The organism is Frigoribacterium sp. Leaf263 (genome assembly GCF_001422285.1).
In the GTDB taxonomy this organism is placed as follows: domain Bacteria; phylum Actinomycetota; class Actinomycetes; order Actinomycetales; family Microbacteriaceae; genus Frigoribacterium.
Window position 1 is genome coordinate 300624 of the sequence record NZ_LMMO01000003.1, and the last position, 12820, is coordinate 313443.

General features: G+C 70.4%; 11 protein-coding genes. 10 read left to right on the plus strand and 1 reads right to left on the minus strand.

Features of this window, described 5'->3' with window-relative positions:
* Nucleotides 1-13: 13 nt before the first annotated feature.
* Nucleotides 14-1069, minus strand: coding sequence for a magnesium transporter CorA family protein (locus tag ASF17_RS15960; RefSeq protein ID WP_235476398.1), 1056 nt, complete (start codon nucleotides 1067-1069; stop codon nucleotides 14-16).
* Nucleotides 1070-1087: 18 nt separating this feature from the next.
* Between ASF17_RS15960 and ASF17_RS05440 the strand changes: the two genes are divergently transcribed.
* The 10 genes from ASF17_RS05440 (at nucleotide 1088) to ilvD (ending at nucleotide 12735) form a co-directional block, all read left to right on the plus strand.
* Complete coding sequence (locus ASF17_RS05440; protein ID WP_055796268.1) at nucleotides 1088-1888, plus strand: fructosamine kinase family protein; 801 nt, start codon at nucleotides 1088-1090, stop codon at nucleotides 1886-1888.
* Between the two features lie 54 nt (nucleotides 1889-1942).
* Nucleotides 1943-3442 (plus strand): alpha,alpha-trehalose-phosphate synthase (UDP-forming), encoded by a 1500-nt coding sequence (otsA, locus tag ASF17_RS05445; RefSeq protein WP_055798279.1) that lies wholly within the window; start codon nucleotides 1943-1945, stop codon nucleotides 3440-3442.
* Nucleotides 3439-4218, plus strand: coding sequence for a trehalose-phosphatase (gene otsB, locus ASF17_RS05450; RefSeq protein WP_055796272.1), 780 nt, complete (start codon nucleotides 3439-3441; stop codon nucleotides 4216-4218). The genes otsA and otsB overlap by 4 nt, the downstream gene beginning before the upstream one ends.
* 135 nt (nucleotides 4219-4353) lie before the next feature.
* Complete coding sequence (locus tag ASF17_RS05455) at nucleotides 4354-7368, plus strand: Na+/H+ antiporter subunit A (protein WP_082475091.1); 3015 nt, start codon at nucleotides 4354-4356, stop codon at nucleotides 7366-7368.
* The gene (locus tag ASF17_RS05460; RefSeq protein ID WP_055796277.1) at nucleotides 7365-7910 is read left to right on the plus strand and encodes a Na(+)/H(+) antiporter subunit C; all 546 of its coding nucleotides are present in this window, start codon (nucleotides 7365-7367) and stop codon (nucleotides 7908-7910) included. The genes ASF17_RS05455 and ASF17_RS05460 overlap by 4 nt, the downstream gene beginning before the upstream one ends.
* Entirely contained in the window at nucleotides 7907-9538 is a 1632-nt protein-coding gene (locus tag ASF17_RS05465; RefSeq protein WP_082475092.1) for a Na+/H+ antiporter subunit D, read from the plus strand. Before ASF17_RS05460 ends, ASF17_RS05465 begins: the two co-directional genes overlap by 4 nt.
* Nucleotides 9535-10155 carry a Na+/H+ antiporter subunit E gene (locus ASF17_RS05470; RefSeq protein ID WP_055796281.1) on the plus strand — a complete coding sequence of 207 codons (621 nt, stop codon included), beginning with the start codon at nucleotides 9535-9537 and terminating at the stop codon, nucleotides 10153-10155. Before ASF17_RS05465 ends, ASF17_RS05470 begins: the two co-directional genes overlap by 4 nt.
* A complete protein-coding gene (locus tag ASF17_RS05475) occupies nucleotides 10152-10415 on the plus strand; it encodes a monovalent cation/H+ antiporter complex subunit F (RefSeq protein WP_055796283.1) in 264 nt (87 codons plus the stop codon). The genes ASF17_RS05470 and ASF17_RS05475 overlap by 4 nt, the downstream gene beginning before the upstream one ends.
* Nucleotides 10412-10969 (plus strand): monovalent cation/H(+) antiporter subunit G, encoded by a 558-nt coding sequence (mnhG, locus tag ASF17_RS15235; protein ID WP_082475204.1) that lies wholly within the window; start codon nucleotides 10412-10414, stop codon nucleotides 10967-10969. The genes ASF17_RS05475 and mnhG overlap by 4 nt, the downstream gene beginning before the upstream one ends.
* Nucleotides 10970-11022: 53 nt before the next feature.
* The gene (gene ilvD, locus ASF17_RS05485) at nucleotides 11023-12735 is read left to right on the plus strand and encodes a dihydroxy-acid dehydratase (RefSeq protein ID WP_055796286.1); all 1713 of its coding nucleotides are present in this window, start codon (nucleotides 11023-11025) and stop codon (nucleotides 12733-12735) included.
* Nucleotides 12736-12820: the final 85 nt, after the last annotated feature.

Sequence of the window (12820 nt, forward strand, 5' to 3'; positions counted from 1 at the left end):
GGCGCGACGAGGGTCAGAGCCAGTCGCGCCGTCTGAACTGCCACCACAGGAGACCGCCGATCGCGACGATCAGCACGCACGACGTGATGAAGCCGGTCGTCGACTGGAACCCCGGGTACGGCACGTTCTGGCCGTAGAAGCCGGTGATGGCCGTCGGCACGGCGATGATGGCCGCCCAGCTGGTCACCTTCTTCATGATGAGGTTCATCCGGTTGGACTGCAGATTGAGGTTCGTGTCGAGGATCGTCGAGACGAGATCCCGGAGCGAGTCGTTCTGCTCGGCCACCCGCTGCACGTGGTCGTACACGTCGTGGAAGTAGGGCTGCATCTCGGAGTCCACCTGCTTGAGGTCCCTCCGCAGCAGGGTGTTGAGCACCTCGCGCATCGGGGACGCGACCCGGCGCAGCTGCACGAGGCTCTTGCGCAGGGCGAACGACCGCTTCTGCACGTCCACCGTGCGCGGGCGGGGGTCGAAGAGGTCGTCGGCTATGCCCTCGATCTCGTCGTCGAGGGCGTCCGTCGCCTCGAAGTGCCGGTCGACGATGCAGTCCAGCAGGCCCCACAGCAGGAAGGTCACGCCGTGCTCGGCGAGATCCGAGCTGTCGTCGAACACGCGCTCGAGTCGGGCCCGGTCGAACTCGGGGTGATGGATGGTCACGAGAGCCCGCTCCGTGACGAAGGCCTTCACCTCGCTGGTGGTCAGCACGCCGGTCCTCCGGTCGAAGCGCACGTCGTAGAGGGCGGTGAACAGGTGCCCCTCGTACCGGTCGATCTTGGGCCGCTGACCGTCCTGCAGGGCGTCCTCGACGGCGAGCTCGTGCAGCCCGAGCTCCTCCTCGAGCGCAGCGAGATCGGCGGCCGTGGGGTCGGTCAGGTCGACCCAGACGACGCAGCCGTCCTTCTCGAGATGATCGCTGACCTCGGCGAGAGTGAAGCCCTCCGAGATGAGGCGCCCTCCCCGGTAGGCGCGGGTCGAGACGGGAGCGCCGCTCGGCCCTCGGACCCGTCCGGCGGGGCCCTCCCCATCGCCGGGGTCGGGTTCGGTGCGCGCGGGGCGGGTGTCGGTCATGAGGCGCATGCTAATCCCGTGAGCCTCCATGCCAAGCAGCGCGTCGACGCCCCTCCCGGATTCTTCGAGGCCGAGGCGGCGGGCCTCGGCTGGCTGGCCGCGGCGGAGAGCCGAGGAGGCGCGCGCATCGTGGGCGTGCACGCGGTCTCCCCGGGTCGCATCGACCTCGAGGCCGTGTCGACCGCGCGTCCGACCGCGGAGGCCGCCCGGCGCTTCGGTGCGGCGCTCGCCGTGACCCACGCGACCGGCGCGGACGCCTTCGGTGCGCCTCCCGAGGGGTACGACGGTCCGTGCTTCATCGGCCGCCGACCGATGTCGGTGCGGCCGGCCCCGACCTGGGGTGCCTTCTCCGCCGAGCAGCGGGTGCTGCCCTACGCCGTCGCGGCGCTGGACGCGGGCAACCTCGACCGGTCGGGTCTCGACGTCGTCGAACGGGCCTGCGCGCTGCTCGCCGAGGGCGTGTTCGACGACGACGAGCCTCCGGCCCGGCTGCACGGCGACCTGTGGTCCGGCAACGTGCTCTTCGGCGACGGGGGAGTGGTGCTGATCGACCCGGCGGCGCACGGCGGGCACCGCGAGTCGGACCTCGCGATGCTCGCGCTCTTCGGCTGCCCGTTCCTCGACGACGTGCTCGGGGCCTACGACGAGCGCGCACCGCTGCGCGACGGATGGCGCGACCGGGTGGCCGTGCATCAGCTGCATCCCCTCGCCGTGCACGCGGCCGGTCACGGCCCCGGCTACGGCGCGGCGCTCGTCTCGGCGGCCGACGAGACCCTCCGGCTGGGGTACGACCTCCGGGGCGCCGCCCGGGCCCGCTGATAATCTGGCCGTCCCGCGCCCGTGCGGGTGATCCGACAGGAGCTGACCCACCTCATGCCCGACCCCTCCGAACGTTACGGCTTCGTCGTCGTCTCCAACCGCCTCCCCGTCGACCGCGTGATCGCCGACGACGGCAGCGCCTCGTGGCAGCACTCGCCCGGCGGGCTCGTCACCGCCCTCGAGCCGGTCATGAAGGCCAACGACGGCGCCTGGGTCGGCTGGGCCGGGCAGCCCGATCTCGAGTTCGAGCCGTTCGACGACGACGGCATCTCGATCGTCCCGGTGCCGCTCAGCGCCGAAGAGGTGCAGCGGTACTACGAGGGGTTCAGCAACGACACGCTGTGGCCGCTCTACCACGACGTGATCGCCGCCCCCACGTACCACCGCGTCTGGTGGGAGGCCTACGTGCAGGTCAACCAGCGCTTCGCCGATCGCGCCGCCGAGATCACCGAGGAGGGCGGCACCATCTGGGTGCAGGACTACCAGCTCCAGCTCGTCCCGCGGATGCTCCGCGAGGCCCGCCCCGACCTCACGATCGGCTTCTTCAACCACATCCCCTTCCCCCCTCTCGGCATCTTCTCGCAGCTGCCGTGGCGCAAGCAGATCCTCGAGGGGCTGCTGGGCGCCGACGTCATCGGGTTCCAGCGCGCCGACGACGCCTCGAACTTCTCCCGCGCCGTCCGCCACCTCCTCGGCTACGGCACGACGCGTCCCTACGTCGAGGTGCCCGTCGACGACGAGAGCGCATCGGTCTCGAAGCGCGGCAAGAAGGTGCGCCGTGTGCTGGCCAAGCACTTCCCCATCTCGATCGACGCGGCGAGCTACGAGGAGCTGGCGGCGCGCCCCGACATCCAGGCCCGGGCGCGCGAGATCCGAGAGGGCCTCGGCAACCCCAAGACCGTCATGCTCGGCGTCGACCGTCTCGACTACACCAAGGGCATCCGCCACCGCATGAAGGCGTTCGGCGAGCTGCTGGCCGACGGTCGTCTCAGCGTCGAGGACGCCACGCTCGTGCAGGTCGCCAGCCCGAGCCGCGAACGCGTCGAGACGTACAAGCAGCTCCGCGACGAGATCGAGCTCACGGTCGGACGCGTGAACGGCGACTACGCGACCATGAGCCACACGGCCATCAGCTACCACCACCACGGCTACCCCCGCGAAGAGATGGTCGCGCTGTACCTCGCCGCCGACGTGATGCTGGTCACCGCGCTCCGCGACGGCATGAACCTCGTCGCGAAAGAGTACGTCGCGGTCCGCCGCGACAACGACGGCGTGCTCGTGCTCAGCGAGTTCGCGGGCGCCGCCGACGAGCTCAAGACGGCCCTGCTGATCAACCCGCACGACATCGGCGGGTTGAAGAACACCATCATGAGGGCGATCGAGATGCCGCGGAGGGACCGCACGACGCGCATGCGTGCCCTGCGTCGGCGAGTGCTCGACAACGACGTGGCCAAGTGGTCGGCGTCGTTCCTCCAGGCGCTCGAGAACGTGCGACCCGGGCAGCAGATCACCCCCGCGGACACCGAGACCACCGACGAGAGCGAAGCCGAATGACCTCAGACGACCCCCGCGCCCTGTCCGACGCCCTCGGACGCCTCGCGACGACCCCGCGCCTCCTCGTGGCCCTCGACTTCGACGGCACGCTGGCGCCCGAGGTCGACGCTCCGATGGCCGCCCGCGCTCTGCCCGAGGCCCTGACGGCGATCGCCCGGCTGTCGGCGGCCGAGGCCACGACCGTGGCCCTGGTCTCGGGGCGCGACCTGGCGTCGCTGAGCGAGATCAGCGAGACGGCCGACGAGGTCCTCCTGGTCGGCTCGCACGGCGTGGAGCTCCGCATGGCGGGCCACGAGACGAGTCTCACCGACGACGAGGCGGCCGCTCGTGCGCGCCTCTCCGAGGTGGTCCACGCGGCCGCCGAGGGCCACGACGGCGTCTTCGTCGAAGAGAAGCCCGCGGGTCTGGCGCTGCACACGCGCCTCGCCGACGCCACGACGACCGAGACGGTCCTGTCGGAGGCGCGGCGCACCGTCGGCGCCCTCGAGGGCATCCACGAGCGAACCGGCAAGAACGTCCTCGAGTTCGCCGTCAGAGCCACGGGCAAGAACGACGGCATCGACCGCCTCCGCGAGATCGTCGGCGCCACGGGCGTCCTCTACGCCGGCGACGACGTGACCGACGAGGACGGCTTCGCCGCCCTCGGCGAGGGCGACCTGGCGGTCAAGGTCGGTCCGGGCGAGTCGGTGGCCGGTCACCGCGTGGCCGACCCGGCGGCGATCGCGCGCCTCCTCGGCGAGCTGGCCGATCTGCGGGAGCACCTGGGGCATTCCTGACGGAGCATGTGTCCCGGGGCGTCTGACCGATCTGGGCCTTCCCAGGCGACTGCAAGGTAGTCTGGACCCTCCGCCCGACTCCCCGCGCCCGCTCATCCGATCGGCAGACGAGGTCGCCAGCCGACGGAGGTCCTCGTGATCGCAGCCCTGACAGCGTTCGCCGTTGCGGCCGTGATCGTGGCCGCGGTCGGCCGGCGGATCGGCGTCTCGCTCTTCCTCTGGGCGTCGCTCGTCCCGTTCGCGGTCTTCGTCTTCACGGCCCTGCAGGGGCCAGCCGTCCTCTCGGGTGAGATCCCCGAAGAGACGGTGCCGTGGATCCCGCAGCTCGCCATCTCGCTCACCCTGCGCATGGACGTCCTGGCCTGGGTGCTCTCGCTCGTGGTCACCGGCGTGGGTGGTCTCGTGCTCGTCTACTGCGCGCGCTACTTCCGCGACGACGAGACCGGACTCGCCCGCTTCGCCGCCGTCCTGGTGGCCTTCGCCGGTGCGATGTACGGTCTCGTCACCAGCGACGACGTCTTCGTCCTGTTCGTCTTCTGGGAGGCCACGAGCGTCTTCTCGTACCTCCTGATCGGCCACTACACGTCGAAGCAGGCGAGCCGCGGCGCGGCCCTGCAGGCGCTGATCGTCACCACGGCCGGCGGACTCGCCATGCTGGTCGGACTCGTCATCCTCTCCGTGCAGGGCGGGACGAGCTCGCTCTCCGAGCTGGTGGCGGACCCGCCCGCCGGCACGGCGGTCACCGTCGCCGTGATCCTGGTCCTCGTGGGGGCCCTCTCGAAGTCCGCTCTCGTCCCGTTCCACTTCTGGCTGCCGGCGGCGATGGCCGCGCCGACCCCGGTCAGCGCCTATCTGCATGCGGCCGCGATGGTCAAGGCCGGCATCTACCTCGTCGCCCGTCTCGCGCCGGGCTATCACGACTCTCCCGGCTGGCAGGAGGTCATCGTCACGGTCGGCGTCGTCACGATGATCCTCGGCGGCTACCGGGCGCTGCGCCAGCACGACCTCAAGCTGGTGCTGGCCTACGGCACGGTCAGCCAGCTCGGCTTCCTGGTGATCGTGGTCGGCTTCGGCACCCGCGACGCCGCTCTCGCGGGGCTCGCCCTGCTCGTCGCGCACGCCCTCTTCAAGTCCACGCTGTTCCTCGTGGTCGGGGTCATCGACCACCGCACGGGCACCCGGGATCTCCGCCGACTGAGCGGGTTGGGCCGGCAGACGCCGGTGCTGCTCGTCGTGACGGTGCTGGCCCTCGCCTCGATGGCGGGCGTGCCGCCGCTCTTCGGCTTCGTGGCCAAAGAGGCGGTGCTCACCTCGCTGCTGCACGACGCCGAGACCGGCTCGGTCTGGGGTCTCGTCGCGCTGGTGGGCGTGGTCGTCGGATCGATCCTCACGACCGCCTACAGCCTCCGCTTCCTCTGGGGGGCCTTCGCGCGCAAGAAGGGCGTCGAGCCGGTCGAGTTCGTCCGCGAGCACATCGACTTCCTGCTGGCCCCGGTCATCCTCTCCCTCGCCGGTCTCGTCCTCGGTCTCGCAGCGCACCCGATCGATCCCGTCTTCGCCCTCTACGCCGACACCCTGCCGGCCGGCGGCGGCGACCACGAGCCGTACTACCTCGCCCTCTGGCACGGGCTCGAGCCCGCACTCGGGCTCACCGTCGTCTCCCTCGGCGTCGGAGCCCTGCTCTTCTGGCAGCGCGAGCGGGTCAGCGCTCTGCAGAAGGCGGTCTCGTTCCTGCCCCGCGCCTCCGACGGCTATGTGGCGATCATGGCCGGCATCGACCGGACGGCGTCACGCACGACGGCGACGACGCAGCGTGGATCCCTGCCGTTCTACCTCGCGACCATCCTCGTCGTGTTCATCGCGTCGTCCATCGTCACGCTGTCGCTCAACCGCAGCTGGCCGAGCACGGCGGTGCTCTTCGACTACCCGGCCCAGCTCGCCATCGGCACCCTCATGATCATGGGCGCCATCGCGGCGGCGCTGTCGAACAAGCGCTTCCAGGCCGTCGTGCTCGTCGGGGTCACCGGTTACGGCATGGCCGCGCTCTTCGCGCTGCACGGCGCCCCCGACCTCGCGCTGACCCAGGCACTCATCGAGACCATCACCCTGATCGCCTTCGTGCTCGTGCTCCGGCGCCTGCCGGCCCGGCTCGGCGACCGCAACGGCCGGACGCACACCGTCGCCCGCGCCGTCATCGGCATCGCCGTGGGGTCGGTCATGGCGGCCATCGCCGTCGTCGCGCTCGGCGCCCGGCCCGGGGCGACCATCTCGGGCGCCTTCCCGTCGCTGGCGGTCGACGGCGGTCACGGCAAGAACGTCGTCAACGTCACGCTCGTCGACATCCGCGGCTGGGACACCATGGGCGAGATCGCCGTGCTGATCGTCGCCGCGACCGGGGTCGCGAGCCTCGTCTTCATCACGTCGCGGGCCGACATCCTGCCGCGTCCCGAGAGGCGGACCCGGGCGCAGCGGTTCCTCGCACGGGTCCGTCCCCTGCGTGAGCCGGCTCCGGTCGTCCCCGACGGCGGATCCGCCGTGCAGATCGGCGACAGCGCCGAGGGCGACCGCCGCGCCTGGCTCCTGGCGGGCCGCAAGATCGCGCCGCAGAACCGGTCGATCCTCCTCGAGGTGGTCGTGCGGCTGATCTTCCACGCCATCATCGTCGTGTCGGTCTACCTGCTCTTCGCCGGTCACAACACCCCGGGCGGCGGGTTCGCGGGTGGTCTCGTCGCGGGGTTCGCGTTCGTGGCGCGCTACCTCGCCGGGGGCCGGTACGAGCTCGGCGCCGCAGCACCCCTCGACGCGGGCAAGCTGCTCGGCGCCGGTCTCCTGACCGTGACGGCCACGGCGCTCGTCCCGCTGTTCTTCGGCGTCGACGCACTGACGTCGACCTGGGTCGAGGGCGAGGTCCCCGTGCTCGGGCACCTCGAGTTCGTCACCTCGACCTTCTTCGACATCGGCGTGTACCTCGTCGTGGTCGGGCTGGTGCTCGACGTGCTCCGGAGTCTCGGGGCCGAGGTCGACCGTCAGGAAGAAGAGGACGACACGGGGTCGTCCGTCCCGCAGCACGACGCCGGAGGCGAGGGCGGGAGCGAGACCATCCCGGTCGCGACATCCGGGCCGACCACGAACGAGGGAGGCCGCGCATGAGCGTATCGCTCGTCCTGATCGTCGTCATGGCGGCTCTCTACGCGTGCGGGGTGTTCCTCCTGCTCGAGCGCAGCATGACCCGTGTGCTGCTGGGGTTCCTCCTCGTCGGCAACGCGACCAACATCCTGATCCTGATCATGTCGGGTCGACGCGGGGCCGCCCCGATCGTCGACGGGCAGGCACCGCCGGTCGACTTCGCCGACCCGCTGCCGCAGGCCTTCGTGCTCACCGCCATCGTGATCACGTTCGGGATCTCGGCGTTCATGCTCGCGCTCATCTACCGCTCCTGGCGCCTGGCCCAGGCCGACACGGTGTCGGACGACGTCGAGGACCTCGAGATCGGCCGGCGCGGAGTGCCCGCCGAAGAAGAGGACTCGCAAGGCGACGGCGACGACGAGTCGGGTGGAGAGAGCGAGTTCGGCGATCGGGCCGAGGCGGCGGTGCCCGCCGATGCGACGCACCGGGTCGCGCCCGACGACCCGGGCGCTCCCGCCTCCGCCCGCCCCCGAAGCACACCGACCGACGAGAGCGAGAACGCATGAGCTTCCTCGTCCCGCTGGTCGTCCTGGTCCCTCTGCTGGGCTCCGCGGCCGCGCTCATCACGGGTCGCCGGCCCCGCCTCCAGTCGATCCTCTCGATCGTCGCGCTCGGCGTCGTCGTGGTCATCAGCCTGGTGCTGCTCGTCGTCGTCGACACGCAGGGCGCGATCGCCGTCCAGGTCGGCGGATGGGAGGCCCCGTACGGCATCACGCTGGTCGTCGACCGTCTCGCGGCCCTCATGCTCAGCATCTCGTCGATCGTCCTGCTGGCGGTCTTCGTGTTCTCCGTCGGGCAGGGGCAGGCCGACGGCGACGGCGAGGCTCCCGTCTCGATCTACAACCCCACGTATCTGATCCTCGCGACGGGGGTCTTCAACGCCTTCATCGCCGGCGACCTCTTCAACCTCTACGTCGGGTTCGAGATCCTGCTCGTGGCGAGCTACGTGCTCATCACCCTCGGCGGCACCGAGCAGCGCATCCGCGCCGGCGTCGTGTACATCGTCGTCAGCCTGGTGTCGTCGGTCCTCTTCCTGGCCTCCATCGGCATGATCTACGGGGCGCTCGGCACGGTCAACATCGCCGACATCGCGCAGCGGATGGACACCATCCCGGCGGATGTCCAGACGATCATCCACGTGATGCTGCTGACGGCCTTCGGCATCAAGGCGGCGATCTTCCCGCTGTCGTTCTGGCTGCCCGACTCGTATCCGACGGCGCCCGCTCCCGTGACCGCGGTCTTCGCCGGGCTGCTCACGAAGGTCGGCGTGTACGCGATCATCCGCACCGAGACCGTGCTGTTCGTCGAGAGCAACGTCAACGTCTACCTGCTGATCATCGCGCTGCTGACGATGGTGGTCGGCATCCTCGGCGCCGTGGCTCAGGCCGACATCAAGCGGCTGCTCTCGTTCACCCTTGTCAGCCACATCGGCTACATGATCTTCGGCATCGCGCTCGGCACGGTCGAGGGCCTCGCGGCGACGATCTACTACGTGGTCCACCACATCACGGTTCAGACGACCCTCTTCCTCGGGGCGGGTCTGATCGAACGCCGAGGAGGCACGGCCTCCATCACGAGACTGGGCGGACTCCTGAAGGCGGCCCCGATCATCGCGGTGCTCTTCTTCATCCCGGCTCTGAATCTCGGCGGGATCCCGCCGTTCTCGGGCTTCATCGGCAAGGTCGCGCTCTTCGAGGCGGGTGCCCGTCTCGACGACCCCCTCGTCTACGTGCTGATCGGGGCCGGCGCGCTGACGTCGTTGCTCACCCTCTACGCACTCATGCGGGCCTGGAACCTCGCCTTCTGGCGGCCCAAGGCCGATGTGGAGGATCACGAGTCGCCCTTCACCGAGCACCTCGAGGAGGCGCCGCACCGTGTCGCGGTCCAGCAGAAGCGCACCAATCCGCGAACGATGGTCGGTGCCACGGCGGGCATGGTCCTCGTGTCGCTCGTCCTGACCTTCGCGGCCGGTCCGCTCTACGGCGTGGCCGAGCGGGCCGCCGGCCGGGTGTACGGCTCGAACGAGTACGTGCAGCTGGTCTTCCCGTCGGGTGAGGGCGAGACCCAGACCGAGACGTCGTCGCCGGCTCCGACACCCGCCGGGGGACCGGCCGACGAGGGGAGCGCGCCATGAGCGCCCGACCGTCCCGCGGTGAGGTGGGCCGGAGCCTCGCCCGCCAGCTGCCGCTGCTGATCGGCCTGGTCGTCCTCTGGATGTGCCTGTGGAACCAGTTCACCGTGCTGGCCTTCGTCACCGGCGTGGCCGTCGCCCTGCTCGTCACGCGGGTGTTCTTCCTCCCTCCGGTCGAGCTGAGCGGACGCTTCAACGTCTGGTTCGCACTCGTGTTCCTCGGGCACTTCGTGCTCGACCTGGTCCGGGCATCGGTCCAGGTCGCCTGGCAGGCGGTGCGGCCGCGCGGAGTCGACTCCAACGCCATCGTCGCCGTCCAGCTCCATACGCGGTCGGACTTCATCATGACGCTCGTGGCCGAGGCGATCTCGCTCGTCCCCGGGTCGCTCGTGGTCGAGGCCGACCGCGAGCGGTCGATCCTCTACCTGCACGCGCTGGCCGTCGAGGACGCCGACGGCGTCGCCGCCGTCCGCGCGAACGTGCTGGTCGTCGAGGAGCGCCTGGCGCGCGTGCTCGGCAGCGCCGACGACCTCCGCCGCATCGCGGCGGGCACGCCGGCCGCGTCCGAGGTGCACGATCCCGTGGCGCCGTCCTCGTCCTCCGAAGGGGGTCCCTCGTGATCGTCGTCGAATACGTCGTGGGCGCCCTGTTCGCCTTCGCCGGTCTCGCCTCCGTCATCCGCATCGTCAAGGGTCCGTCGATCCTCGACCGCATGATCGCCTCCGACATGCTGCTGACCACCCTGATCTGCGTCCTGGCGGCCGACATGGTCTTCTCGGGTCACACCCGCACGATCCCGGTCATCATCGTCCTCGCCCTGTCGGCGGTCTTCGGATCCATCACGGTCGCCCGCTACGTCTCCCGGCAGGACCCGTCATGATCCCCCAGTCCGTCTACGACGTCGCCTCCTCCGTGCTGCTGATCGGCGGCGCCCTCCTCTCGCTGGCGGCGGGGATCGGTCTGCTCCGCTTCCCCGACGCGCTGTCGCGGATGCACGCGGCCACCAAGCCCCAGATCTTCGGGCTGATCCTCGTCCTCGCCGCGATCGCCCTCGATCAGCACACCGTCGGCACGATCGCCTCGCTGCTCGTCGTCCTCGTCTTCCAGATGCTGACGGCGCCCATCTCGGCCCACATGATCGGGCGCGCCGGGTACCGCAACGGCGACCTCCTCCGCGACCAGCTGGTCGTCGACGAACTCGACGAGGCCGTGGCCCGCGCGGCCGGCGAGCTCGCCGACACCGTCGAGGGCGACGAGGCCGACATCGACGTGTCCGACCTGCCGGTCGGCTCCGCCGACGCCCTGGCCGTCGAGCTGGATCGCGTCGAGGGTCTCGGGGAGCACGACGCCGACGACGGCGAGGTCGACCGCGACGTCGAGGGTCGTCCGTCGACGGCGGGCGAGCAGGGCGGGAGCCGCCCGGGCGGCCTCTGACCGCTCCGCGCGGGGTGGACGGAGGCGCCGCCGCCACGCCCTAAACTCGACCCATGCCAGAGAAGGACACCCCGGTCGGGATCGACATCAAACCGCGGAGCCGAGTCGTCACCGACGGCGTCGAAGCCACGACCTCCCGAGGCATGCTCCGTGCCGTCGGGATGGGCGACGCCGACTGGGACAAACCCCAGATCGGCATCGCGAGCAGCTGGAACGAGATCACCCCCTGCAACCTGTCGCTCGACAGGCTCGCCCAGGGCGCGAAAGAGGGCGTGCACTCAGGCGGCGGCTATCCGCTTCAGTTCGGCACGGTCTCCGTCTCGGACGGCATCTCGATGGGCCACGAGGGCATGCACTTCTCGCTGGTCTCGCGTGAGGTCATCGCCGACAGCGTCGAGGTCGTCATGAACGCCGAGCGCCTCGACGGCTCGGTCCTGCTGGCCGGCTGCGACAAGTCCCTGCCGGGCATGCTGATGGCCGCCGCCCGACTCGACCTCGCCAGCGTCTTCCTCTACGCGGGCAGCGTCGCCCCCGGGTGGGTCAAGCTGAGCGACGGCACCGAGAAGAACGTCACGATCATCGACTCCTTCGAAGCCGTCGGCGCCTACAAGGCCGGCACCATCGGCGAGGAGGACCTCAAGGCCATCGAGTGCGCGATCGTGCCGGGCGAGGGCGCGTGCGGCGGCATGTACACCGCGAACACGATGGCGAGCGTGGCCGAGGCCCTCGGCATGAGCCTCCCCGGCTCGGCGGCCCCGCCGTCGGCGGATCGTCGCCGCGACTACTTCGCGCACCGTTCGGGCGAGGCCGTCGTCGAGATGCTCCGCCTCGGCATCACGACCCGCGACATCCTGACGAAGAAGGCGTTCGAGAACGCCATCGCCGTCGCCATGGCGTTCGGCGGCTCGACGAACGTCGTGCTCCACCTGCTCGCCATCGCCTACGAGGCCGAGGTCGACCTGACGATCGACGACTTCAACCGCATCGGCGACAAGGTGCCGCACATCGGCGACCTCAAGCCCTTCGGAAAGTACGTCATGAACGACGTCGACCGCATGGGCGGCGTGCCCGTCGTCATGAAGGCCCTGCTCGACGCCGGTCTGCTGCACGGCGACTGCCTCACCGTCACCGGCAAGACGGTCGCCGAGAACCTCGAGGCGATCAAGCCCAAGCCGCTCGACGGCGAGGTCCTCCGCACGCTCGACAACCCGATCCACGCGACGGGCGGTCTGACGGTCCTGAGCGGCACCTTCGCCCCCGAGGGCGCGGTCGTCAAGACCGCCGGCTTCGACGCCGAGGTGTTCCAGGGGCCCGCCAAGGTCTTCGAACGAGAGCGCGGCGCCATGGACGCCCTCACCGAGGGGCGCATCGAGGCCGGCGACGTGGTCGTCATCCGCTACGAGGGTCCCAAGGGCGGCCCGGGCATGCGCGAGATGCTCGCCATCACGGCGGCCATCAAGGGCGCGGGGCTCGGAAAAGATGTACTACTCTTGACGGACGGACGATTCTCAGGCGGCACAACCGGCCTGTGCATCGGCCACATAGCACCCGAAGCGGTCGACTCCGGTCCGATCGCGTTCGTGCGCGATGGTGATCTGATTCGGGTCGATATCGCCGCTCGCTCGATCGACCTACTCGTCGATCCGGCTGAGCTTGAATCCCGCCGCGACGGCTGGGAGCCCCTCCCGCCGCGATACACCCGCGGTGTCCTCGCCAAGTACGCACGCCAGGTCCGCTCTGCAGCGGAAGGCGCCGTCACCTACTAGGCCGCGCCTCCTCGGCAGGCCGTGACAGGGTCGGCCCACCGCGACCGCCGGCTCGGCGGCCAGGGCCCGTCCGTCGTCGACGACA